At 66.9% G+C, this 21,821-nt stretch carries 23 protein-coding genes, 1 tRNA gene and 2 pseudogenes; 15 read left to right on the top strand and 11 right to left on the bottom strand.

The features are described from left to right. Nucleotides 1-48 precede the first annotated feature (48 nt). Nucleotides 49-525: a helix-turn-helix domain-containing protein gene (locus ACWHYQ_RS09205; protein ID WP_447975391.1), complete on the bottom strand. Its 477-nt coding sequence runs from the start codon at nucleotides 523-525 to the stop codon at nucleotides 49-51. A gap of 560 nt (nucleotides 526-1,085) precedes the next feature. On the opposite strand from ACWHYQ_RS09205, the gene ACWHYQ_RS09200 reads away from it, so the two are divergent. The 5 genes and pseudogenes from ACWHYQ_RS09200 to ACWHYQ_RS09180 all read left to right on the top strand — a co-directional run bounded on the left by ACWHYQ_RS09200 (nucleotide 1,086) and on the right by ACWHYQ_RS09180 (nucleotide 3,929). Continuing rightward, nucleotides 1,086-1,469: a response regulator gene (locus tag ACWHYQ_RS09200; protein ID WP_447975390.1), complete on the top strand. Its 384-nt coding sequence runs from the start codon at nucleotides 1,086-1,088 to the stop codon at nucleotides 1,467-1,469. Between the two features lie 237 nt (nucleotides 1,470-1,706). Next, complete coding sequence (locus tag ACWHYQ_RS09195; protein ID WP_447975389.1) at nucleotides 1,707-2,090, top strand: hypothetical protein; 384 nt, start codon at nucleotides 1,707-1,709, stop codon at nucleotides 2,088-2,090. Between the two features lie 76 nt (nucleotides 2,091-2,166). Then, entirely contained in the window at nucleotides 2,167-2,352 is a 186-nt protein-coding gene (locus tag ACWHYQ_RS09190; protein WP_447975388.1) for an adenine deaminase C-terminal domain-containing protein, read from the top strand. A gap of 74 nt (nucleotides 2,353-2,426) precedes the next feature. After that, nucleotides 2,427-3,696, top strand: a pseudogene (locus ACWHYQ_RS09185) (IS256 family transposase). Then, nucleotides 3,693-3,929, top strand: a complete 237-nt coding sequence (locus ACWHYQ_RS09180; protein WP_447975387.1) for an adenine deaminase C-terminal domain-containing protein — start codon at nucleotides 3,693-3,695, stop codon at nucleotides 3,927-3,929. Before ACWHYQ_RS09185 ends, ACWHYQ_RS09180 begins: the two are co-directional and overlap by 4 nt. A gap of 1,433 nt (nucleotides 3,930-5,362) precedes the next feature. On the opposite strand, the gene ACWHYQ_RS09175 is transcribed toward ACWHYQ_RS09180, so the two are convergent. Next, nucleotides 5,363-5,884, bottom strand: coding sequence for an ankyrin repeat domain-containing protein (locus ACWHYQ_RS09175; protein WP_447975386.1), 522 nt, complete (start codon nucleotides 5,882-5,884; stop codon nucleotides 5,363-5,365). A 511-nt stretch (nucleotides 5,885-6,395) separates the two neighbouring features. Here ACWHYQ_RS09175 and ACWHYQ_RS09170 point away from each other — a divergent pair. Further along, nucleotides 6,396-7,118 carry an OmpA family protein gene (locus ACWHYQ_RS09170; protein WP_447975385.1) on the top strand — a complete coding sequence of 241 codons (723 nt, stop codon included), beginning with the start codon at nucleotides 6,396-6,398 and terminating at the stop codon, nucleotides 7,116-7,118. 452 nt (nucleotides 7,119-7,570) lie between these two features. Here ACWHYQ_RS09170 and ACWHYQ_RS09165 read toward each other — a convergent pair whose 3' ends face one another. The 5 genes from ACWHYQ_RS09165 to ACWHYQ_RS09145 form a co-directional block, all read right to left on the bottom strand. Then, on the bottom strand, nucleotides 7,571-8,908 hold the full coding sequence (locus ACWHYQ_RS09165; protein ID WP_447975384.1) for a reverse transcriptase domain-containing protein: 1,338 nt from the start codon (nucleotides 8,906-8,908) through the stop codon (nucleotides 7,571-7,573). A gap of 583 nt (nucleotides 8,909-9,491) precedes the next feature. Next, complete coding sequence (locus ACWHYQ_RS09160) at nucleotides 9,492-10,580, bottom strand: DUF763 domain-containing protein (RefSeq protein WP_447975383.1); 1,089 nt, start codon at nucleotides 10,578-10,580, stop codon at nucleotides 9,492-9,494. 202 nt (nucleotides 10,581-10,782) lie between these two features. Next, the gene (locus ACWHYQ_RS09155; RefSeq protein ID WP_447975382.1) at nucleotides 10,783-11,082 is read right to left on the bottom strand and encodes a type II toxin-antitoxin system RelE/ParE family toxin; all 300 of its coding nucleotides are present in this window, start codon (nucleotides 11,080-11,082) and stop codon (nucleotides 10,783-10,785) included. Further along, a complete protein-coding gene (locus tag ACWHYQ_RS09150; RefSeq protein WP_447975381.1) occupies nucleotides 11,079-11,297 on the bottom strand; it encodes an addiction module protein in 219 nt (72 codons plus the stop codon). The genes ACWHYQ_RS09155 and ACWHYQ_RS09150 overlap by 4 nt, the downstream gene beginning before the upstream one ends. Before the next feature lie 109 nt (nucleotides 11,298-11,406). Further along, nucleotides 11,407-11,997, bottom strand: coding sequence for a hypothetical protein (locus ACWHYQ_RS09145; protein WP_447975380.1), 591 nt, complete (start codon nucleotides 11,995-11,997; stop codon nucleotides 11,407-11,409). A 105-nt stretch (nucleotides 11,998-12,102) separates the two neighbouring features. Between ACWHYQ_RS09145 and ACWHYQ_RS09140 the strand changes: the two genes are divergently transcribed. The 8 genes and pseudogenes from ACWHYQ_RS09140 to ACWHYQ_RS09105 all read left to right on the top strand — a co-directional run. Continuing rightward, nucleotides 12,103-12,522: a DNA primase gene (locus ACWHYQ_RS09140; protein ID WP_447975379.1), complete on the top strand. Its 420-nt coding sequence runs from the start codon at nucleotides 12,103-12,105 to the stop codon at nucleotides 12,520-12,522. Between the two features lie 118 nt (nucleotides 12,523-12,640). After that, nucleotides 12,641-13,984, top strand: a complete 1,344-nt coding sequence (locus tag ACWHYQ_RS09135; RefSeq protein WP_447975378.1) for a DUF3987 domain-containing protein — start codon at nucleotides 12,641-12,643, stop codon at nucleotides 13,982-13,984. A gap of 129 nt (nucleotides 13,985-14,113) precedes the next feature. After that, nucleotides 14,114-14,440: a hypothetical protein gene (locus tag ACWHYQ_RS09130; protein ID WP_447975377.1), complete on the top strand. Its 327-nt coding sequence runs from the start codon at nucleotides 14,114-14,116 to the stop codon at nucleotides 14,438-14,440. Continuing rightward, nucleotides 14,437-14,715, top strand: coding sequence for a hypothetical protein (locus tag ACWHYQ_RS09125; RefSeq protein ID WP_447975376.1), 279 nt, complete (start codon nucleotides 14,437-14,439; stop codon nucleotides 14,713-14,715). The genes ACWHYQ_RS09130 and ACWHYQ_RS09125 overlap by 4 nt, the downstream gene beginning before the upstream one ends. A gap of 713 nt (nucleotides 14,716-15,428) precedes the next feature. Further along, the gene (locus tag ACWHYQ_RS09120) at nucleotides 15,429-16,361 is read left to right on the top strand and encodes an integrase domain-containing protein (protein ID WP_447975375.1); all 933 of its coding nucleotides are present in this window, start codon (nucleotides 15,429-15,431) and stop codon (nucleotides 16,359-16,361) included. Next, nucleotides 16,358-16,642, top strand: a complete 285-nt coding sequence (locus tag ACWHYQ_RS09115) for a hypothetical protein (protein ID WP_447975374.1) — start codon at nucleotides 16,358-16,360, stop codon at nucleotides 16,640-16,642. Before ACWHYQ_RS09120 ends, ACWHYQ_RS09115 begins: the two co-directional genes overlap by 4 nt. Next, nucleotides 16,642-16,896, top strand: coding sequence for a helix-turn-helix domain-containing protein (locus tag ACWHYQ_RS09110; protein ID WP_447975373.1), 255 nt, complete (start codon nucleotides 16,642-16,644; stop codon nucleotides 16,894-16,896). The genes ACWHYQ_RS09115 and ACWHYQ_RS09110 overlap by 1 nt, the downstream gene beginning before the upstream one ends. 9 nt (nucleotides 16,897-16,905) lie before the next feature. Beyond that, nucleotides 16,906-17,898 (top strand): annotated as a pseudogene (locus ACWHYQ_RS09105) (tyrosine-type recombinase/integrase); the annotation flags it as partial. A gap of 192 nt (nucleotides 17,899-18,090) precedes the next feature. Here ACWHYQ_RS09105 and ACWHYQ_RS09100 read toward each other — a convergent pair. Together ACWHYQ_RS09100 and ACWHYQ_RS09095 are read right to left on the bottom strand one after the other, a co-directional pair. Next, nucleotides 18,091-18,164, bottom strand: a tRNA-Arg gene (locus ACWHYQ_RS09100). Nucleotides 18,165-18,324: 160 nt separating this feature from the next. Continuing rightward, nucleotides 18,325-18,630: an RNA recognition motif domain-containing protein gene (locus tag ACWHYQ_RS09095; RefSeq protein WP_447975372.1), complete on the bottom strand. Its 306-nt coding sequence runs from the start codon at nucleotides 18,628-18,630 to the stop codon at nucleotides 18,325-18,327. Nucleotides 18,631-18,968: 338 nt separating this feature from the next. On the opposite strand from ACWHYQ_RS09095, the gene ACWHYQ_RS09090 reads away from it, so the two are divergent. Further along, nucleotides 18,969-20,387: an integrase gene (locus ACWHYQ_RS09090; RefSeq protein WP_447975371.1), complete on the top strand. Its 1,419-nt coding sequence runs from the start codon at nucleotides 18,969-18,971 to the stop codon at nucleotides 20,385-20,387. Between the two features lie 70 nt (nucleotides 20,388-20,457). On the opposite strand, the gene ACWHYQ_RS09085 is transcribed toward ACWHYQ_RS09090, so the two are convergent. Both ACWHYQ_RS09085 and ACWHYQ_RS09080 read right to left on the bottom strand, forming a co-directional pair. Then, nucleotides 20,458-20,958, bottom strand: a complete 501-nt coding sequence (locus ACWHYQ_RS09085; protein WP_447975370.1) for a shikimate kinase — start codon at nucleotides 20,956-20,958, stop codon at nucleotides 20,458-20,460. Further along, a complete protein-coding gene (locus tag ACWHYQ_RS09080) occupies nucleotides 20,955-21,809 on the bottom strand; it encodes a shikimate dehydrogenase (RefSeq protein WP_447975369.1) in 855 nt (284 codons plus the stop codon). The genes ACWHYQ_RS09085 and ACWHYQ_RS09080 overlap by 4 nt, the downstream gene beginning before the upstream one ends. Nucleotides 21,810-21,821 lie beyond the last annotated feature (12 nt).

Below are 21,821 nucleotides of genomic sequence, written 5' to 3'. Positions count from 1 at the left end.
CACCAGCGGCCTGTCGCGGCGGATGTGCCCGAGCCCCGCCCGAAGGGCTCAGGGCCGGGCCGGCCGCCGCTGCCGTTTCCCGCGCCGCGTCCGGCGAAGCTGGAGGGACTCCTCAATCAGCTTCATCTGCCTGATCAGGTGCTCGCGGATCTCTCGATCGCCGGACCGGAGCGCCTCGACGAAGCGCGACACTGCCGTCCGCTCCTGCGCCCCCAACTCGCTCCAGATCTCCAGGAGCCGGCGCACCGGCGCCGGCACACCTTTCTCGGTTCCATACACGGGAAGCCCGCCTTCCGCGGCGACCGGCTCGTGCCAGACCGGCCCCTTGCCTGTCCGCAGCCACTCCACGCTCCGCCCCGTCATGTAGGCGACGCGATAGAGCCACGCCTCGGGAATCTCTCTGCGGTTGATCGCCGACACGATGGACTGCGGCCTGATCTGAAGACTTGCGGCCAACTGGGTCCGCGTCTTCACGTGCAGCGCAGCGAGGAGGCGACCGAGGATTGCGTAGGGTTCCCGAGACACTAAGTATTACCTTATTAGAATGTTGACAGTCAATAAGGTATACCTTAGACTGCCGCAGCGTTGGAACCGATCTGACATGGGGACAGCTTCCCGGGGCCGCCTGAATCCTCCGCTCCACCTATGGGGACGGCCCTTGGGCGAAGACACCACGGGCGTGTGGTCATATCCGCGCGCTCCGTGGGGGGGCGGGGCGTGTCAGTGCCTGCTAAGACGGCACGCTCCGCCTTTTCAAGGCCGGCAGTCTAGCTACATTCACGCAAGGATGCAATCAGGCCGCAAGTCCACAAAGAGGCCGCGCTTGCCCGTCCTCCCTTCTTGGGAGCACTCGGTTGGTCCGTGGCGAGGTCGGCCGAGGGGACGGGGCCTGCCTAGAAGCGACCTAGTGCAATGAGCGCAAGAAGGTATTGGACCTGCGAATCTCAGCGAACTATCGTGCCCGAAGGCGTGTCCGACTCGGAGCACACTGGATGAGCCACGATCCCCTGCTCAGAGGGGGACAATTCCCTGCAATCAACAGGCGTCGTTTGGCGCATGGAAGGAGGAAGACGCCGGAGGTGCCGATGATGTCACCGAGGTGCACGATTCTGCTCGTCGAGGATGAAGCCACGGTGCGCCGGCTCGTGCGCCTCATCCTGGAGCAACAAGGCTATCAGGTCCTCGAGGCCGACCGAGGCGAAGAGGCGCTGCGCCTCTGCCGCAGCTACGAGGGCCCTATCCACCTGCTGCTGACGGACGTCCGCATGCCGGGGATGAACGGGCTGTACCTTGCCCAGCAGGTGGTCCTCTTGAGACCCAGCACCCGGGTGCTCTACATGTCAGCCTACGTGGACAGCGCCCCGCTCACCCACCTCCTGCTGACCTCCCAGGCCACCTTCGTGCAGAAGCCCTTCTCGGCCGATGTACTGGTGGAGAAGGTGCGCGAGGCGCTGGCGGAGCCGACGTGATCAGCCCGGCGCTCCGGCGAGGCCGACCTCCGTCTCAGACCATTCCCTTGACCACGCCCGTCCCGCTATGCTCAGCTTGAGCCAATGGATGCGCCTGAGAGAAGGATCGAAGAGGACGTGCACGGCCGAAAGGCCGATCCAGCCGGCCATCGTCGGCCTGACTGGCGCCTGCCATGGCTGCTCGCCCTTCTCGCCCTCTGGGCGGGTGCATCGGCTCGTGCCGATGAGCCGGTGCCAATGGCCGAGATCCTGGCCGACCCCGACCGCTATCACCTTCACCTCGTCACCCTCCACGGGACCGTGCGGGAGGTCCAGCTCATCGAGCCTTACCAGCTCCCTACGGGCGCCGCCTGCTACGGCGCCTATTCCTTCATCCTGGGCGACCACACCGGCGCAATCGAGGTCACGGTCCTGGGCCTCTGCGGCACCCCAATCCTGAGGCCGCCTGACGTGCTCGTCGGCGACGAGGTGGTGGTCGAAGCCGAGATTCACGCTCCGGGCCACAGGGGGCTGTTCTACGGTTGGGATCTGCGCCCGCTTCCCGGCCAGGACCCCAACACCCTCCAAGCTGTGGCACGCCACATCACGCTAGCCGTGAAGCCCGTGCCGCCGGACCGCTAGGGAATCACAGCGGGCCCCTCCCCAAAACCTGGCGGCCTCCCTCCACTGCCCTCCCAGCCAGGCCCAGGCGGCCAGCATGCCGACCCAGCCGGCCGCGGCGACCGCCCGGGCGATGGCGGCTGCCGTGAACCGGCTCATCACGGTGGACGGCGGGATCGTTGTAGCCGAGGACGAGTCCTCGACGGACGCCCTGCCGCTGCCGCTCGGCGGGCTGATGTGCGACCAGGAGCCGCGAGAAGGAGGTTATACTGAATCTAGTTGAAATTGGTGAGTGGCTTCGTTCAAATCAGGTCGCTTCAACCCGAAGACGATCTGCACACGAAAGGAGTCACCGCGATGAGACCGGACACGAAGCAGAGGAAGAAGGCCATCCAGGCGTTGCAGGAGATCCAGGAGAAGCCGTGGTGGATGGACCGGATGGTGCAGGTGATGCTGGGAGGCAAACAGGCGCTCGATGCCGCGCTGCTGGACATCGGACGCCTGGTGGCGGAGACAATCATGTCCATGGAGCGCGAGCAGCAAGCGGGTCCGGACTACCATCCGACCTCGCGTGAGCTTCGGAAGTGGGCGAGCCAGCCTGGCTCGATCTACGTCGGCGACCAGAAACTGCGCGTGGTGCATCCCCGGTGACGCGGTCCTGACGGCGAGCGCACGTTGCGGAGCTACGAGCAGTTGAAGCAGCGCGGCGGCTTCTCGGAAGAACTTTTGGGAGAGGTGCTGCGGGGGATGTCAGCCCGCAAGTATGAGGAGACCGTGACCGCCGCCGGCCGTGCCTTCGGCGTGTCCGCGAGCGCGGGACTCGCGCCATCTCGTCGAAGCCACGGCGAAGCAGCGGCGCGAGTTCCGGGAACGCCGGCTCGAGGACTTCGAGGTGTTCGCCCTGTTCCTCGACACGATCCACCGCGGGGGCCAGGCCTTCATCGTGGCGCTGGGCATCGACCTGAGCGGGCAGAAGCGCGCCCTGGGGTTCTGGGAAGGCGCAACGGAGAACCACGAGATCTGCGAGGGCCTGCTGGCCGACCTGGAGCGGCGGGGGCTGACGCTGTCCACGCGGGTGCGCTCTATCACCGATGGGGGCAAGGGCATCATCAAGGCGCTGAAGGCGCGCCACGGCAAGAAGCTGGTGCACCAACGGGGCCCCAGCCACAAGGATCGCAACATCCAGAAGCATCTCCCGAAGCGGTACCGGAAGGAGGCGCATCGCCGGTTCCAGATGGCCTTGGAGCAGAACCGCTACGACGACGCGAAGGCGATGTTCGCGGACTTCGAGCAGTGGCTGCGCCGGATCAACGAGTCAGCCGCGGACTCCTTGCTCGAAGCGTTCGAGGAGTTGCTGACGCTGCATCGCCTGCAGGGGCCAGCACTGCTGCGCAAGACCCTGCACTCGACGAACCCGATCGAACGCAAGTTCTCGACGGTGCGGGATTGCGAAGGCAATATCAAGCGCTACCGGAACAGCACGATGCGTCAGCGCTGGTTGGCGACCGTGCTGATGCACTGCGAGCAGGGCTTCAAACGAGTGAAAGGGTTGCGACAGATCGCGGTCGTGGTGAAACACATCGAAGTCGAGCAGGACGCCGGGCAGCAGGAGCAGGCCGCGGCATGACATCATCAACCATGAGCCACGACGTAACTTCAACTAAGAACTTGACAACCTCGCGAGAAGTGGCGGCGATGGTGGACCGGCTCAAGACAAGGGTGTGCGGGATGGGCGGGTGCCTGCAGGAGCCGTTCGTACAACTCTCCTTTCTCACCTTGCCGGTAATCCCATCACTCAAGATCACGGACCGCGGGCTGGTGGACGTGGACGCCTCCCGGCTCGTCTCGCCGATGCTGTGACTGGTCCGAGCCCCCGGTTCCTCCGCTCACTGAGGGAGGCCGCTCCTGGAACGTGGCATGGAATGGGAGGGCCGAGCGCTCGGCCCTCCCCGCTGCCGGCTGGCGAAAGGCTTGGCAAGTCGGTTCGATCGCTCACCAGCGCTGGACCGGGACGTCTCACAGCGGGACGGCGACCACTCCCTCCCACCGCGGACACCCAGCCACCGCCGGTGTGAGAACCAGGGCGCCAACGGCGTCGGTCCTTGCTCCGCCAGCAGATTCCGGTGCGGACGCGGTCCTCTTGCAGACCCGTGGCTCGACGAAAGAGCGATGGAACCCCGGCGCCGGGCGCCTGGAGCTGGATGACACAGGCCTGAGGCCGAGCGTCCGCGCGGTCTGGGTGCGGTCCAACCGCGGGAACAGCCGACGGCACGGGGACGACGCTGTCTCCGCAAGGCCTCGTGTCACCCCGACACCAGATGCGTCACAGCTCCGTGTTCCACCGCAAGTCACCGCGGACAGCATTTCCCTCCAGCCCCCATCCTCCAGGCGGCCGCAGCCGGACCGGGTCGCCGGCCGGCGCGCGAGCGACGGAGTCGTCGGGCTGGCGATCACACGCGGCTGCACGACCTCGATATCCATGGTCGAGACCTGCCCGTCGGTGGGGCGGGCCGTAGACACCGCGGTCACGTCGAGCGGCATGGGCGTAAGGATCACCACAAAACCCCTTGATGAACGCCGGAATGGGGATCGGCGTCTGAGTGGACCTGATGATCTTTCGAATGTCCGGACAATCAATTTCAAAGGCTTGATCCGGCTCCAAAACGGCCTTAAACCAGGAGAAACGGGACCGGGCCGCTGCTTTGAGAAGGCGAAGGCCCCTTTCCTGATGAATGTTGTGTTTTGATACAGAGAGGGATTATGCACGTTAATCGCGCTCGCGTAAGCCCCCCTTCGCCGCCTGCAGGGGATTCTCGCCTGAATGCCGCAAGACGAACTTCACCGCATACTGGTACTTGACATAGGGCTCGGGCAACACGTCCTGCCCCAGGCCGGATGTGAGACCAGCAGGGCCGCTGCAGCGCCGCGCTCGGCATCGCCGAGACACGCATGGCTCATTCCTCCTGACGACGGAAACGTGGGAGAGAATCTCGCGGTTCGACCGCTCGGTCATTTCTGCGCAGTCACAGGATGACCCCGTGCCTACCGCCTTCCCACTGGCCGACCTGCCAGGGCAGTCCCCTCAATGCGCACCCCTGCGATGAAGGAGCCGAAGGTACAGGGAGTAAATACGTCGTCATCGGTCGGTTGCTTGGAACCTGACCGAGGGAACCTTGACAAGACGCGGATCTCGCCAGACAGGAGGTGCGGGCGGTTTGGGTCGGGGGCAGGGTGAGGGATAGAGACGGTTCCTGAAAGGACAGGCATGCATCGACAGAGAGTGCGACGGCGGCTCAGTTGGGGGAGGCGCCAGGCTGGCGGCCCGGAGCCTCATTCGCGGGCTCACTCGACCGGCGCGCGGCGATGGAATTGCCACCAGGGCGGGCCTGGACGGATCTCAGCAGTTCCACCGCGTGGGTTCGCTTGAGTTGCTCCGCGACGGTCAAGGGGCTCGGCAGATACCAGGTTTCGTCCGTGGGGACCGCCCCCCAATCCAGCAGCAACCGAATAATCTCGGGATCACCGGAGTACGCCGCGGCGTGCAAGGGCGTCCACCCTGTCAGATCGGACACGTTGACATCCGCGCCACAGTCCAGCAGAAGACGGACGGTCTCGAGTTGCCCGCGCGCAGCCGCGGCCATGAGCGGCCGCGTGCCGAGGATCGGAAGCTCCGCGTTGACGTCCGCCCCCGCATCCAACTTGGCCCGGACGGCGGCGGTATCCCCATCTTCAACGGCCAGAATGAACCCATAGCCGCACCCGCTCAGGAGCACACAGAGCAATAGCCCGATGGAAAGCTTGCTGAGCGATCTCATGCCCAAGCGTTGCTACGGACAACGTGATGTGACACGAGCGACTAACCTTACACGGTCAGGATTCGCATGTCAACGACGTTTGCGCCCGCTTCCCGCCCCGACCGCTCGCGAGGGTGGTCGCCTACCGCAGCGATCTCGGGCGGGCCAATCGTTCATCGGCTACAGAGCTCCCTTGGGTCCTCACGCCCGCGGGCGGGGCCGTGACGCAGAGCATTCTGTCTCACCGATCGGGACAAGCCTCGCGACGGCCAGAGTGCGACTTTTTGGCCTCGCACCCGCCGCAGGGTGTGTCCAACTTGCACAGCGGCCGGATTCTCGCGGCCCTTCCAGCAGCTATGGAGCCTTGCAATGCGCGAACTTAACATGGTAATTCTAAGTTGTTGTCTCTAGGCATAGTGCTTGCTTCCCAGCCGTGGGTTGAGCCGCAAGCTGGCCCCCTGGAAGCCGGCCCTGTCATTCCGGCAGAGGCCCGCCGGCTTGGCGGTCACTTTACCAGGGAGGAACCACCGACATGGCACTGTCCATCGCGCGACTCAAGTCCGTGCTGTTCGCCAGCAGTCTCCTCATCCTCGCGGCCGGTTGCACCGGTCGCCAACTCACCAGCTCCGCGGAGGACCAGGCTTTTGTCCCCGGGCCTCCGGTCGTTCAGGCCACCCCGCCACCGGCTCCGGCCCCTGTAGTTGAGGCCGAAGCCCCGACGGTTGCGTCCAAGGAAGAGCCACCGGCGCCCATCGAGGCAGCAAGGATTCCAGACGCGGCCCCGCCGGTCGAGGAGCGTGTCCAGCCCGAGCCCATCCCTGAGCCCGCCGCACCGCCAACGCCGGAAGCGGCGGCTCCCCCGCAGGAGGCTAGGGCGCCAGAGCCAGAGGCTCCACCCGCTCCGACCCTCCAGCCTCGGACGCTCACCCTGTCCGACGCCTTCTTCGACTTCGATGCGTTCGCCATTCGCGAAGACGCGAAAGCCGCGCTGGAACACGATGCGCAGGCGCTCAGGAGCACGACCAACTGGAAGCTTCTGATCGAGGGCCATTGCGACGAGCGGGGCACCGCGGACTACAACTTGGTCCTCGGGGAGCGACGGGCACAGGCTGTGCAGCGCTATCTGGCCAACCTCGGGCTCGAGGCATCGCGGATCCAGATCACGAGCTACGGCAAGGAGCGGCCCTTCTGCCAGGAGCACAGCACGCTCTGCTGGCAGGAGAACCGCCGGGCCCACTTCGTCGTCAGGCAGTAACGTCCAACCAGACGGACGCGGCGCGCGGCTGAGTAAGCCGCGCGCCGCTCACCGGTCGCGACCCGTTCACGCCGCTTCAGCAAGGACCCGGAAGCGTTTGGTGCGCTAGCCTGCATTATTCATGAACGCTTCTGCTGCAACCGCAGATTCGCGGCTGCGACAAGCCTGCGTGCGAATTTCAAGCACGCAGGCGGGCGGGCTCGCCGCTCAGTCAGTCAACGTGCTGCAGGGAGCACGCCTCCTTCCTTCGCGGCTCCACGCGCCCGTCTCGCCAGGCGACTCCGCGATTTCGCGACGAACCGCCAGTAGAGTCGAACATGGGCGCTGGCCTGGAGCCGCTCTCGATGGTGTCGATGCACGCATCTACCGCCAACCACAGCGGTCAGGAGTTTCCCCCATCCGCTCATCGAACCGGACGTGCGGTTTTCCCGCATCCGGCTCTCGGACGAGCGTCACACCACAGCATGCACAGGCGACCCCAGGTGCACCCGCCGCAGCCGGAGGACGCCCCACTCGCCGAAGATCATATCGGACGAGCAGCGCCGCGTGCCGCGTGTCGGAACCTTGTGTCGTCGCCGCAAGAAGTGCCGCACCCGCGTTGCGCCAGATCGATCCACCGCCCGATACGCCATCAGGCGCGTCCCATAGGAGAAAGAGGCCGCCCAACCCCGCAACACGGTGTTGAGCTGCGTGACCACGTCCTCCCAGGGCGCGTGATTCGCCGGGCAGAGCATCTGTCGGATGCGACCCTTGATCCGCTGCACCGCCCTCTTGGCCGGGGCTGCTCCCAGATACCAGTGGCCGTCTTTGCGATAGGGCTGCGGCCCGAAGGTATAGCCCAGGCACGTGAACGGCTCACGCCGCCCATTGCACAGGCGCGTCTTCTGCTCGTTCAACGTCAACCCCATCGGCTGGAACCACTGCCGGGGCTGCGCCAGGACTTCGGCGGCCCCCTGCCGACACAGCACCACGACGTCGTCGGCAGAGTTGACCAGTCGTGCCCCGTAGCGCCGGTCCAGTCCGGCGTGGCGGAACGCTTGCAGGTAGCGGTTCATGTAGAGGTTCGCGAGCAACGGCGGCACCCGCTTGGCGGGTACCCGCCCGCCTTGCGGGATGCCCCGCGTCGCCCGCTTGCCTCCCGGGTACCGCCATCCGTCGCGCCCCGTCCGCTCGGCCACCGGCGCTTTCAGCCACCGCTTCAGCAGCCGGAGCAGTTTCCGATCGCTGATCCGGCGTGCCAACGCCTGCATCAAGGCCGCGTGCGGGATCGTGTCGAAGTCCTGCGACACATCCGCATCGACCACCTGCGTCTGCCCGGCACACAGCGCCCGGTGGACGGTTGCCACCGCCGCGCGCGCCGTGCGCCCCGGACGATAGCCATAGGCCGTGGGTTCCATGTCCGCCTCAAAGATCGGGGGCAGGATCAGCAGGACGGCCGTCTGCCCCACCCGATCCCGAATCGTCGGAATCCCGAGTGGCCGCTCCCCGCCGGCGGGTTTGGGAATCCGCACCCGTCGCACGGGCTGCGGGCGGTCGGTCTCCGTCCGCAGGGCCTCCTGCACGGCGGCCAGCCATCGCTCCCGTCCCGCTGCCTCAATGGCCTCGAACGTCTCTCCATCCACGCCCGACGCTCCGTCGCGTTGTTTCGCGAGGGCGTAGGCATGGGCCAAGATGTCCGCCCGATAGACCTTGTCGTACAGCAGGGAGAAGCGATAGGTCGGCGCCTGCTTGGCTTTGGTGCCCAGTGCCTCTTGGAGTCGCCGGATCGTACGTGGAGTTGCCAGGCTCACGCCAATCTCCTGATCCTTCTCTCGGTGAGGCACGCCTCGAACCAGGGCTCCTTCCCTCCTCGGCGGTTGTGTTGTCCGCCGAGTGCCATCGGTCCGATGAGCCCCTCCGACTTCCCGCCCGGCTCCACCCTCGTGATGGAGCGAGGCCTGCGCGGCCCCGCCGAGCGGGATCTCCCGTGTTGCCCTGTGTGCTGTGCCGGCGTGCCACGCCCACTACCCCGGCGAGGAAGTCTGGGCTCATCGGTCGGGTGCTCCTCCAGACTCCAGCGGCCTTCCCGGTTATTCAGGCCGGTCGGCCCTCGCGACTGCACGTTCGAGGCCTGCTCAGGCTTCACCCGTGTTGCGGCCCGTCGGCTCGCTGACCCACCCACGGTGGGCCTCTGTCCCGAGGGCTTCAGTCGGTCAGTGACCCTTGCGACTGCCTTGGTAGCTACTGGGGTGTCCCGACAACTCCCCAGACAGGACTTGCACCTGTGAGACACACAGCGCCTTTTCACGGCGCACTGAATAATGCAGGCTAGGGCGGGTCAGCCGTCTGAGGCTGTTGGGGAACGAGCCGACACACGAGCCTCCCGGCGCGGCGTCAAGCCAGCGGGCAGGCCACGCTGGCAAATCCGGCGAGGCGTTGCAACGCGCGGAGCTTGTCGCTTTGGCCCACGCGCGAGTGGTCGAGGGCCTGACGGAGGACTTCGATCGTCTGCTCATAGGTGGCCAGGTCCACAGGGTAAGGGACGCGGTCCTTGCCACCGTGGGCGAAGGCGAAGCGCGCCGGATCGCGCGTGCTGGACGGCGTGCCGTAGATCAGCTCCGCCGCGAGCGCCAGGGCCCTGAGTGTCTTGGGGCCCACGCCGGGGACGCCGAGCAGCGCCTGGAAGTGTGCGGGGGCAGCCTCGTAGGTCGCAAGCAGAACCTTCCGGACGTAGCGCGAATCCAGGTCCTCAGCGGCGATCGTGTGGCGCGACGGCAACGTCAGGGTCGGCAGGCGGTCGAGCACCCGGAGCACCTCCCGGTTCGGGTCCGTCGCTAGCTCGACGATCGCCGCTTGCGCCGGCTGGCTCTCCGCCGCCACGAGGTTGAGCGTCGGCCCGGTCGCGTCGCAACAGACCGCCGCGTGCGGCTCCACCACCGGGCTTTCGATCCGCTCGCCCAGCCAGTGGTACCGCCGCGCCATCCGGGTTGTGTCCGACATGCCCTGTTGGATCACACTCCAGTACCCTGCCGTCGTGAACAGGAAGACGTGGTGATAGAGCTGGTAGCCGTCCTGCACGGCCGCGTTGTCCACCTTGGCGACCAGCCGGCTCATCGCCACGAGCCCTGTTGGGTCCTGCCCCAGCGTCTCGCAAGCTGCAGCGATCTCCTGGGGCGTCTGGCGCGAGGCATTCCCCTTACCGCCAGCGACGATTAGGCCGAAGTTGCGCGCCTCGCCGCGGACCGCCTCCTTGACCGCCCCGCAGACCGTCGTCGTCAGGCCGCTGGAATGCCAGTCGAACCCGAGCAGGCAACCGAAGGCCTGGAACCAGAAGGGATCGGACAACCGCCGCAGGACCACCTCGGGCCCCTCGGCAGCGACGAGGTGCCCAAGCACCTCCCGTGCAAGCCGGACCATCAGGGCAAAGAGCCAGCGCGGCGCCTTGCCGTCATGCAAGGGAAGCTGGGCGACTCCGGTACGCATGGGTGAGCAGGCGGCTGGTGCGCCCGGCCCGACTCGAACGGGCGACCTGCGGGTTCGAAGCCGCTGACGGCGGCTGCGGCGTCCCGAGAAGTCCGCGAAACTCTTGACGAATGGGCTGGCACTTTGCAGCAGGATCCGGCGCAACCGACGCCGAATCTGCAACCTCCCTGCAACCACGACGCCCCCTCGGAGCAGGGACGGGTTAGTCCTCCGCCTTCAACCGTTTCCTGATCCACGAGGGCTTTCTGCGACAGTCCAGCACGGCATGCACGCGAACCAACTCTCCCGACACACTGTAGTAGATGGCAAAGGGAAAGCGCTTGGACAGGCAGCGGTGATACGTGAACGTCAGGGGATGAATCCCTGCGGACACCAGAAGCGAATCAATATCAGAGAACAGGCAGTCTAAGAAGTAGGACCCGAGCCCCGGTTCCAGACTTTCGTAGAAGTGAAAGCCCTGGATTAAGTCCTCCTGGGCGTCATCCAGGATCTCGATTCTCACGAGAGCTTGGTGCGGATGTCGGCTTTGGCCGTCTCCCAATCGCTGAATCGAGCGGTGCCCTCGGCGAGCCGCTGGCGGCGCGCATCGAGGAGGTCCTGGTGCCAGGCAGGGGACTCCATGGCCTCTGGAGTGCGGGCGAGGTCCTCCCACAGCGACTCCATGGCGGCAAGTTTCTCCTGAAGCGTCATGTCGTTGAGAGGGAGGTTGAACGGCATAGCTCGACTCCCAGGGGGCCGTGAGGGCCTGAGGTCCGATGGGGGCGTCCCGCCGCGCATCAGAGACGTGACGCCCATGACGGCATCGTAGTCGAGCCGCGGCCGGCCGTCAAGGGGAGGGGGCGGAGCGGGAGCCCACTGGCCCCGCATGCTGAGCGGCTGGGTGGTGTTGGGGGGGAGCTCCGCGAAAGGCTCGGGTGCGACAGAGGGGGCGACAATACTGTTGGCTGGCTCGGTCAGGAATATAGATGCGGCCACATTGGGCGCAGCGCTGCGGACGCCAGCGTAACGTCCCGGCCCGATCTTGCTGGATGAGGTGGAGGACCTGCCGATAACATTCCTCAAACGGTTGATGCGGGTTCCGTCGCCGTTCGGTGATGAGCCAGGCATCCAGGCTGAACGGAGACGGCTCCAGCAGCAAGCGTCCGAGGGTGCGGAGACGGGACTCCGGCTGGTCCCCTGCCCACCAGAGCGCCCGGGTCAGATCCTCCTCAGCGAGCGTCCCGTCCAGCCATTTTTGCACGAACTCATGGTACTGCGACAGATGGCGCAGCGCGATGGCTCGCCAGCCTGGAATAGCGCCAGACACAAATCGCTCGAGGGCGAGATACACCGGCTTCGCTCGGCCGGCGCGGCGATAGAAGATCTGGATCAGGTCCTCGTAGGTGCGGGCATTGGCGACATCGAGCCAGAGGTCCATGAGGGCAATATAGCGGAGGGGCGCCGCGCGCGCAACCACACCTTGACGGCGACGCACGCTCGTGGTATGTTACGCTGTCACGCGAGCAGCGTATCAGAGTCACCGATGGACTGCAACCACATATTGGCGCAGCTGGAGGGCGTCCGCCCGCGCGGCGCGGGCCGCTGGATGGCGCGTTGCCCAGCCCATGACGATCGGACGCCGTCACTATCGATCGCTCAGGGAGAGCGGGGGGTCCTGATCCACTGCTTCGCGGGGTGTACCCTGGCGGAGATCGCCGCCGCGCTGAAGATCAGCATGCGGGACCTGTTTTACGCCCCGTCGGCAGGGGGGCGCGCGCCACGGCCGGCGCCGCGGTCGCGGCGCTGGGGCTGGCGGGAGGCCGCGGCGGCGCTCGAGGACGGGGCCGCTCGGCTCACTCGACGCGCCGAGCGGATCTTGGCCGCGGCGACGGGGCTCACGAGCGCCTGGACCTGGACAGAGGCCGAGCTGGATGCCGCGCTGGCGGCGGTCGCGCGCGTATGACGATCTTGCGCGCGCGGACCTGCTGGAGGAAGTAGCCTGCCGCGTCCGAGCCCGGGGCCTCGCGGAAGACCAGACGTCGCAGCAGGAGGTGGCCTAGATGCATCCGGACGTAGCGCGCTTGGTGGAGGCGGCGCAGGCGCCGCTGGATGATGGGGAGCAGGCGCAAGGGGATCAGACTTCGGCGGAGCCGCGCCAGCGATGGCCGACCCTCGAGCCGGAAGCTCGGTACGGGCTAACTGGGGATGTGCTGGACGCCATCGAGCCGCATACGGAAGCGGATCCGGCCGCGCTCGCGCTGCAATGGTTGACCTTTTTCGGCGCGGCGGTGGGCCGGCAGCCCCACTGGTGCGTCGAAGCCGACAAGCATTATGGGAACCTGTATGTGCTGCTCGTTGGACCTACCTCACGCGCCCGCAAAGGCACGTCGTTCGGCTGGATTCGGCGGCTCTTTGCCGCCGCCGACCCGGAATTTTGCCGGCACGCGATTGTGGGCGGATTGACCTCTGGCGAGGGACTCGTCGCGCACCTGGCCCGTGCCGGAGAATCAGGCGAGCCCCCGGCCAAGGACTACCGCCTGCTCATTTACGAGCCCGAGTTCGCGCGGGTGCTCGCGACCATTCGGCGTGACGGCAATACCCTCAGTGCGATCCTGCGCGAGGCCTGGGACGTGGGCGAGCTCCAGGTATTAAATAAGAATTCACCGCTGCGCGCCGAGCAGAGTCACGTCTCGCTGGTCGCGCACACGACCCGCGACGAGCTGCTCCGCTTGTTAACGGAGATCGACGCCGCCAATGGATTTGGGAATCGGTTTCTGGTGGCGATGGTGCGGCGGTCAAAATGCCTGCCGGATGGGGGCAGGCTCGAGGAGGCGACACTCGCCCCGCTCGTGGGGCGGCTCCGGACGGTGCTCGAACGGGCCCGGCGCATCGGGCGGCTGGGCCGCACGGAGGCCGCGCGCGAGCTGTGGCACACGGTGTATCCGGTGCTGACCGCAGACCGTCCGGGACTGGCTGGAGCGATGACGGCCCGGGCGGAGGCGCAGGTGACCCGTCTCAGCCTGGTGTACGCCCTCCTCGATGGCGCGGACAGGATCGATGTCCCACATCTCCGGGCCGCGCTAATGGGTTGGGCCTTCTGCGAACAATCAATCGAACTAATTTTTGGCGAGCGGCTGGGGGACCCAACCGCGGATGCGGTGGTGACGCATCTGCAGGCCGCTGGCGGAGCCCTGAGCCGCACAGAACTGTCGGCTGCGCTAGGGCGCAACGTCTCAGCCGCCGAGATCGAGCGCGCGTTGACCGTGCTGCTCGCAGCAAAACAGGTCACCATTCGCCGCGTCGCCCGCGAGCGCGGCCGCCCGAAAGAGGTGGTGTACCTACGAAGATACGAAAAAAACGAAAAAAATAGTTTGGCGTTAAAAATCAAGGAGTTATGCGGACGCACTCAAGGAATTATTTCGTAAGTTGACCTGACGACTCAACAATGGTGTACGAAAAAATGGAATTATTTCGTAACCCAACCTCGCTGAAAAATCCAGAGCTTAGGATTTATTTCGTTTTTTTCGTTTATTCGTAAAAGGGGAGGGGACGTGATGGGCGTGAGGGGAAGGATCGATGACATCAAAGAGATCACCCGTGCCTTCGCGATGCGGGACAAGCTGCAGGCGGCGGGCTATCGGCCGACGCCGGGGCAGATTGAGCCGGGGGACTGGGTGTGGTGGCAGCCCCGGCGGGGCGAGTCGGCCGTGGAACGTCCCCTGTGCCGAGTGGAGCTCCGGGACGGCGACTGGTACATCGTCGCCGATTACGGCCCGCACAGCGAATGGCGCTGGACGTGGGTGCCGTACGCCGCGATCACGAGCCACGTCCCGGCGGCGGCCGTGCGGGCGAGAAAAAAGGGAAGGAGGACGATCGCATGATGAAGCCCAGTGATCTGCAGACGGCGCTGGCTGCGGAGTTGGCGGCGGAGCGCCGGGAGACGACGATCCGGTATTCGGTCACGCTCACGGGCGAGCTGGCTGAGGCGCTGGAGCGCCTGCACCGCGACCTCGGCGGGGACGCGGTGCTCTCGCGCGGCGACCTCACGGCGCGGCTGCTGCGCCGTGTGCTGTTGGGGGCAGAGCACCCGGAGCGCCGGGCGCGGCGGCGGGCGGCGGAGCACCCGGTCGCCGTGGCGGGCGCGGAGGCGCCGTGAGCGGGGGAGCCGGCCGGAGGCGGGGGCGGCCAGCCCCCGACGGGCACTCTCTGTCTGCCCGACCGGGAGGGCGGGCGGACAGAGAGTGCCCGAGGCCCCGCGCCAGGAGCGGGGAACGACGATGAATCGGAGAGAGACGAGCGCGGAGACGGAAATCTCCGCGCGGAGGGGCGAGCGGGCGGCGGGGGGCGAGGGACCCGTCGCCCGCCGCTACGGAGCGCGGACGCGGCCGGGCCACCCTGACGAGCCCACCGGCCGCGGCCGTCGATCAAGAGGCGAAACTCGCGGACGCGAGTCGGTGGCGAGAAACAGGGGAGGGCGCAAGGCGCATGAGGCGCGTGGTGAATGACGGTCGATCCCACGACGCGCCCGACCCCGGCGACTCGGCGAGGGCGTGAGGCCAATGCTGCGAGTAGTCCCACCGCAGAGGGAGCCGAGCCCATCGCGGCGCGCGCGAGCGACCCGCGCGCCGCGAGCGCGAGACAGCAGCGAGCGGTGAGCTGCGGTGTGTGTCGCCCCGCGAGCGCGCGGGCTCGTGATCGAGCCCGGCCTCGCGGCGGCGGAGCCTCTCGATCCGGTGGCGGACGCGGCCATCGGGAGAGAGGAAACAGCGGTGACCAGGACCCTGCGCGAGCAGGGCGCTCACGCACGGGGGAGCCGTCGTGAGCGGGTCGTACCTATTCACGTTCACGTCACACATAAGAGGTGAGGCGATGGGCAACAATTGGAAAGGGGAGCTCGCGGGGCTGCTGCGCGTCCACGGACGCATCTCACACGATCGCGCCCGGGTGCTGAGCACGGCCACCCTGGAGAAGCGGAGCCAGGTGCTCTTCGGGGCGTTCCGGACGCTCCGGGAGCTGGGCTACCAGTTACCGAGTGTGCGCGGCCTCGGCGGCCGGCACGTACGCGCCTTGTGCGAAGCGTGGACCGCCCGCGGGCTCAGCGCGGCCGAGTGGCAAAATCGGCTGAGTGTCCTCCGCGTGTTTGCGGCCTGGATCAACAAGCCCGGTCTTGTGGATCAGGTCGCCCGCAACTACCGAGAGCAGATGCGGCGGACCTACGTGGCGACCAGAGACAAGAGCTGGGCCGCGCAAGGGGTGGAGGCGCGGGCGCGGATCGCAGAGCTGGCGACACGGGAACCACGCATCGCGGCGGCGCTCGCGTTGCAGCGGGAGTTCGGGCTGCGGGTCCGCGAATCGCTGTGCGTGCGTCCCCATCTCGCAGACCAGGGGACGCATCTCGCCGTCAATCGTGGCACGAAGGGGGGCCGTGATCGCACGGTGCCGATCACGACGCCGGAGCAGCGCGCGGCGCTGGAGCGCGCGAAGGCGCTGACGCGCGGGACGCAGACCCTCGGCCAGGGGGAGCGCACCGGGCTCACCTACCACCAGGTCGAGCGGCGGTACTACTACGTAATGGAGCGGGAGGGGCTCACCCGCAAGACGGGGCTCACGAGCCATGGGCTCCGTCACGAGTACGCACAGGAGCGGTACGAGGCGCTGACCGGAGCCCCGAGCCCGGTGCGCGGCGGAGACGTCGAGGCGGGAGATCCGGAGCGGGTCGCGATCGCGCGGATGACGGTCGCGGAGGACCTCGGGCACTCACGCGAGAGCGTGACGCACGCGTATCTCGGGAGCTTCCGATGAGCTGCAGCGAATGCGCCCAGAAAGACCGGACGATTGCGGGCCTGCGCGAGGCCGTCGCCCGGTGGCGGGCGCGGGCGGAGCAGCGCGCGCCGCGGGAGCCGGGACTGGTCCGCGAGTCGCTCGATACCCGGGGCATCCACCGCGTCGTCCGGGAGACGGACTATCCCGCGAGCATGGCCGCGCACGCGGTCTGGGCGGCTGTGGAGCGGGACTACCCGCAGGCCACCGTCGAGCGGATCGAGACCCGCAAGGGGGTGTGGCTGGTGCACCTGGTGGAGTGATGTCGACGCCGGCGTATCTTGATCTGCGGGCCCTGGCCGCCTATGCATCATGCTCGGTGCGGTGGCTGCGGGCCCGACTCGCGGATGCTGCGCATCCGCTGCCACACTATCGCATCGGCAGAAAACTGTTAGTCAAGCGGGAAGAGTTTGATGTGTGGATTGCGCGGTACCGCGTCTGTCGCCGTGGGGAGGACCTGGACCAGCTGGTCGATCAGGTCGTCGCGGCGGTCTGCGCGCGGACCGCCGGGAGGTAACGGCTAGCCATGGGTGTCCGGGTGCGCGAACGGAAAGGGGCGTGGTACATTTTTGTTAACCATCAAGGACAGCGCAAGGCCAAACGCGTGGGCGTCGGGGCGGCGGGCAAGCACGCGGCGCAGCTGGCGGCCCAGCAGATCGCCGCCCGGCTGGCCCTCGGGCAGAGCGCCTTTCCGGCCGAGGGGAGCGACCGGGTGTTGGCCGACTACGCGGCAACCTGGCTGGAGTACATCCGCCAGGTTCGCAAACCGAACACCACCCGCGACTACAGGAAACGCCTGGACCAGTGGATCCTGCCCGCCTTGGGGGCGCTGCCGCTCCGAGCGATCAGCCGCGACAAAATCCGGGCCCTGGTGACGGACCAACTCAACCGGGGGCTCGCGCCGAAGACTGTCATGAACACGGTGCGCGTGCTGAGCAGTCTACTCAGCCAAGCCGTGGAGGACGGGCTGGTGTCCACCAACGTCGCGCTCAAGCCGGGGCGCTTCCTGCCGAGGATTTCCAAGCGGCGCAAGGTGAACCCGCTGACGCGCGAGGAAGTGAGGGTGTTCCTGGAGACCATCCGGCGCCAGGCGCCGCGGTACTATCCGCTCTTTCTCTGTGCGGTCCGGACCGGCTTGCGGCTGGGCGAACTCCTGGCGTTGCAATGGGGAGACCTCGATCTGCGCAGCCGGTACCTGCTCGTGCAGCGCTCCTATAGTCACGGGCACCTGACCACGCCGAAGAATGATGAGGTGCGGCGGGTCGACTGCTCGCGAGAACTGACGCGGACGCTGAAAGACCTCCACACCGAGCGGCAGCTGGAGGCGGCGGCCACCGGGGCGGCGATGTCGCCCTGGGTCTTTTGCAGCGAGACGGGGGGCCTCCTCGATCCCGACAACCTGCGGCATCGGGTCTTCTATCCCGCCCTGCGCGCGGCGGGGTTGCGCAAGATCCGCATTCACGACCTCCGCCATACGTTTGCGAGCCTCCTGCTCCAGCAGGGCGAAAGCCCCGTCTACGTCAAGGAGCAGATGGGGCACTCCTCGATTCAGGTCACCGTGGACCTCTACGGCCACCTGATTCCCGGGGGCAACCGGCAGGCGGTGGACCGGCTGGATGACCCCCCGGCTGAGGGGGAATCTGCGACCCCCCCGCAACCAGCTGTCGCGGCCCGGAGCGGCGAAAACACCGAAGTCCTTGAAAATCTAAGGTGCGCCCGGCCCGACTCGAACGGGCGACCTGCGGGTTCGAAGCCCGACGCTCTATCCAACTGAGCTACGGGCGCACACGACAAGAGGACAGCCGCCGGGCTGGAAGGCTTCTCAAGCCAGACCGCGTCGGCCCGGGAAGGGGGAACCTCTGTCGGCCTTCAAACAAAAGGGGGGGCCGCTGCTCAGCTTCAGCCCCCTCGCACTGCCTACGGAAACGCTGTTCCACGATGGGACTTACCAGCGATCTCTCCCCTCTCCGCCACCTCCGCCACCCCCGCCGTAGGGGCGCTTCTCTTGCGGTCGAGCCTCGTTGACCACCAGCGTGCGGCCGCCCAGCGTGGACCCGTTCAGGGCCGCGATGGCCTTCTGGGCCTCCTCGCCCGTCGCCATCTCGACGAACCCGAACCCACGCGACTGTCCGGTGTACCGGTCAGTGATCACCTTCGCGGACTGGACCGTCCCGTACTGGGAGAACAGCTCGTTGAGCTGCTGCTCAGTGGTGGAATAGGGCAGGCTGCCCACATACAATTTGGTACCCACGGCTAACCTCCTACACGGCTCTTGACATTGTCTTGGAGGAGAGGGATGGGGAAACGGAGGTGGGACGCGAAGGCGCGTCGCGACGCGGCACCATCAGATCACTCACGCTGTCCAGCCAGCTTCCTCTCGCAAGGCAACATCGATCAGGGCCTCTCCGCTCGGCTCTCCATCACTCGGCCCCGTAGCGATGAATTGCGCCCCACAGCATAGCACGGCCCCCCAGGCATTGCAACAGACCGTATTGAGCCATCTAAAATCTTACCCGGTGACACATCGTTGCGTCATTTGTATTTCTTACCCTCCAAGGCTGGGCGGATCCGGCCTCAAGGAGGGGAGCGATGGAGCAGGGACCCATGGCGCGACGATCCACGTACGAGTATCTGCGAGTCATGTGGCAGCGGTACCAGCGGGCGGAGCGGGTCGCACGCTCGGCGCTCTTGGACGAAGTGACGCGGGTGTGTGGCTATCATCGCAAGTACGCCATTGGGCTGTTGCGCCAGGCGACCCCGCCCCGGCCGCCGGTGCGCCGGGTGGCTCGGCGGCGGCCCACCTATTCGGCGGAGGTCATTCGGCTCCTCGCCCAGCTCTGGGAGGCCTCAGGATACCTGTACGGCCAGCGGCTCACGGCCGCCCTCCCGCACTGGCTGCCCTGGCTGCGCCGGCGGGGGCAGCTCAGTCCGACCCTGGAGCAGCAGCTCTTGCGGATCAGTTCCCGGCAGATCGATCGCCGGCGGCGGGAGCGGAAGCACCGGATCAAGCGGCGCCTCTATGGCACCACGCGCCCGGGCTCCTTGCTGAAACACATGATTCCCATCAAGACCGATCACTGGGACGTGAGCAAGCCCGGCTCTCTGGAGATCGATCTGGTCTCGCACTCCGGGGCCTCGGCCGCCGGCGAGTTCCTCCACACGCTGGACTGTGTGGACATCCAGACGACCTGGGTGGAGCGCCAGGCGCTCATGGGCAAGGGCCGCCACGGGGTCGTGCAGGCCATGAGGACCATTGAGCAGCAGTTGCCGTTCCCGCTGCGAGGCCTGGATTCCGACAACGGGAGCGAATTCATCAATGACCATCTCTGGGCCTTCTGCTCGGACCGCCCCGCCGGGCAGGCTATTCAGTGCACGCGCTCGCGGCCGTACAAGAAGGATGACAACGCTCACGTGGAGCAGAAGAACTGGACCCATGTGCGCAAGCTCGTGGGCTGGGAGCGGTACGACACCCCGGAAGCCCTGGCGGCGCTCACCGCGCTGTATGCGGATCTGCGGCTCTTTCAGAATCTCTTTCAGCCCTCCATGAACCTGGTGCGCAAGGTGCGGGTGGGCTCGCGGCAGATCCGCCGCTATGACCGGCCGCAGACCCCCTTTGAACGGGTGCGGGCCTGTCCGGACGCGGATCCGCGGAAGGTGGCCGCCCTTGAGCGGGTGCGGGAGACCACCGACCCGTTCGTGCTCTCGCAGCGGATTGACCGGCCCCTGGAGCGGCTCTGGGCGCTCGCCACGCGGGCGCCGCGCACGCCGCGCGAGACAGCCCCCCGGCCGCCGCAGCCGCGGGCGACCACGCCCTGGCGTGGGTGGACCTTCAGCCCAAGGCTCCAACACCAGAAGCGGGTGAGAGCTGGTTCCCAGCCACCTGAGGGGGAATCCTCCAGGATGGACCGGGCGACGATCGCCGCTCCTCGAGCACCTGGAGAAGCCGTTTTTCCGGCAGGGAGCCCGAAGAGCCTCAAAACCGGGCTGGGAGAACGAGCCGCCCGGTAAGAGTTTCAAATGACGCAACGAAGGGAGCTTGGGTAAGATTTTCAAATGGCTTGACAGGCAGACGGCCAGTTTAGAGCTTGGCGAGGATATCCTCCACAACCGCGGACAGCGGCCGGCCGTCCGTCGGGATGATGTGGTCCGCTGCAGCCTGGTACTTGGGCAGCCGTTCCTGCAGAACGTCTTCGATTTCCTCGACAAAGCTTTTCGTCCCGGTCAGGGACGGTCGCTGAGTGTCTCCCCCTATCCGCTGAGCGATCGTGCCCACCTCGGCTGTCAGCCAGAAGAGTCGCCCGTTTGCCTTGAGCCAGTCCACGTTCTCCTGCCGGAGGATGGCGCCGCCGCCTGTGTCGACGATCAGGCGGTCCTTGGCCGCGAGATCCTGGCAGACCTGCGACTCCAGGTCGCGGAAATGGTCCCAGCCGAACCGGTTGACGATCTCGGGGATCGCGAGGTTAGCGCGCCGGACGATCTCGGCATCGGTGGAAACAAGCTCCCAACCCAGCCGCTCGGCCAGGAGCTTCCCCGCGCTGCTTTTCCCGGTTCCCCGATAGCCGATCAGGACGATGTTCATGCGAACCGAGCTTTGAGGACCGCTCGCATGACGTCCACTGGGGCGGGCCGGCCCGTCCAGAGCTCGAACTGCCCGACGGCCTGGTTCAGGAACATCTCGAGACCGGGCACAGTCTTGCAGCCGGCCGCCCGGGCCTCCCGCAGCAGACGCGTCTCGAGCGGGTTGTACACGATGTCCATGACCGCGAGGTGGGGCTGCAGCAAGGCGGCCGGCACACAGGTGTCCTCCACTTTCGGAGACATCCCGACCGGGGTGCAGTGCAGCAGGACCTGGTGCGCCGCGATGGCCCGGCGCAGGCGGTCGTCGGAGATTGGCCCTTCTTCCACGGGGAGCGATGTGCGCGCGCGGAGGTCAGCGACCAGGCTGCGCCGCTCCCGCTCGTCAATGCCCAGGATCGTGAGGCCCGCGACGCCCCCTTCGAGGGCCAGCGCAAAGGCGATGGCGCGCGCGGCCCCGCCGGACCCCAGCATCAGGACATGCTGCCCCTTGAGCCCTACCCCCGCCTCCCTCAGGGCACGGAGCGCGCCGGACGCGTCGGTGTTGTACCCGATGAGCTTCCCGTCCTCGACGACGATGGTGTTGACCGATCCGATGTGTCTGGCGGTCGGCTCGACCTCGTCAAGATAGGAGAGGACCGCAACCTTGTGCGGGATGGTGACGCTGAAGCCCCGTAGGTTTCCCAGCGCCCGGATGCCGCGGATCGCCCCGGCGAGATCCTCGACCCGGAAGGCAAGATAGACGAAGTTGAGCCCCAGCTTCTGAAAGGCCGCGTTATGGACGGCCGGGGAGAGCGAATGCTCGACCGGGTTGCCGAGCAGGCCGCAGAGCTGGGTGTAGGTATTGATCTCCATAGGGTCCGCGGG

Source organism: Nitrospira sp. Kam-Ns4a, from assembly GCF_965152595.1.
The sequence above is the reverse complement of the archived record's forward strand: the minus strand, read 5'-3'. Positions and strand labels throughout refer to the sequence as shown.

Excerpts from the sequence above, each read along its gene's own strand:
- ACWHYQ_RS09200 (WP_447975390.1), top strand. The coding sequence starts at position 1,086 with ATGATGTCACCGAGGTGCACGATTCTGCTCGTCGAGGATGAAGCCACG.
- ACWHYQ_RS09195 (WP_447975389.1), top strand. The coding sequence starts at position 1,707 with ATGGCCGAGATCCTGGCCGACCCCGACCGCTATCACCTTCACCTCGTC.
- ACWHYQ_RS09190 (WP_447975388.1), top strand. The coding sequence starts at position 2,167 with ATGCCGACCCAGCCGGCCGCGGCGACCGCCCGGGCGATGGCGGCTGCC.
- ACWHYQ_RS09180 (WP_447975387.1), top strand. The coding sequence starts at position 3,693 with ATGACATCATCAACCATGAGCCACGACGTAACTTCAACTAAGAACTTG.
- ACWHYQ_RS09175 (WP_447975386.1), bottom strand. The coding sequence starts at position 5,884 with ATGAGATCGCTCAGCAAGCTTTCCATCGGGCTATTGCTCTGTGTGCTC.
- ACWHYQ_RS09170 (WP_447975385.1), top strand. The coding sequence starts at position 6,396 with ATGGCACTGTCCATCGCGCGACTCAAGTCCGTGCTGTTCGCCAGCAGT.
- ACWHYQ_RS09160 (WP_447975383.1), bottom strand. The coding sequence starts at position 10,580 with ATGCGTACCGGAGTCGCCCAGCTTCCCTTGCATGACGGCAAGGCGCCG.
- ACWHYQ_RS09150 (WP_447975381.1), bottom strand. The coding sequence starts at position 11,297 with ATGCCGTTCAACCTCCCTCTCAACGACATGACGCTTCAGGAGAAACTT.
- ACWHYQ_RS09145 (WP_447975380.1), bottom strand. The coding sequence starts at position 11,997 with ATGGACCTCTGGCTCGATGTCGCCAATGCCCGCACCTACGAGGACCTG.
- ACWHYQ_RS09140 (WP_447975379.1), top strand. The coding sequence starts at position 12,103 with ATGGACTGCAACCACATATTGGCGCAGCTGGAGGGCGTCCGCCCGCGC.
- ACWHYQ_RS09130 (WP_447975377.1), top strand. The coding sequence starts at position 14,114 with ATGGGCGTGAGGGGAAGGATCGATGACATCAAAGAGATCACCCGTGCC.
- ACWHYQ_RS09125 (WP_447975376.1), top strand. The coding sequence starts at position 14,437 with ATGATGAAGCCCAGTGATCTGCAGACGGCGCTGGCTGCGGAGTTGGCG.
- ACWHYQ_RS09120 (WP_447975375.1), top strand. The coding sequence starts at position 15,429 with ATGGGCAACAATTGGAAAGGGGAGCTCGCGGGGCTGCTGCGCGTCCAC.
- ACWHYQ_RS09115 (WP_447975374.1), top strand. The coding sequence starts at position 16,358 with ATGAGCTGCAGCGAATGCGCCCAGAAAGACCGGACGATTGCGGGCCTG.
- ACWHYQ_RS09110 (WP_447975373.1), top strand. The coding sequence starts at position 16,642 with ATGTCGACGCCGGCGTATCTTGATCTGCGGGCCCTGGCCGCCTATGCA.
- ACWHYQ_RS09090 (WP_447975371.1), top strand. The coding sequence starts at position 18,969 with ATGGAGCAGGGACCCATGGCGCGACGATCCACGTACGAGTATCTGCGA.
- ACWHYQ_RS09085 (WP_447975370.1), bottom strand. The coding sequence starts at position 20,958 with ATGAACATCGTCCTGATCGGCTATCGGGGAACCGGGAAAAGCAGCGCG.
- ACWHYQ_RS09080 (WP_447975369.1), bottom strand. The coding sequence starts at position 21,809 with ATGGAGATCAATACCTACACCCAGCTCTGCGGCCTGCTCGGCAACCCG.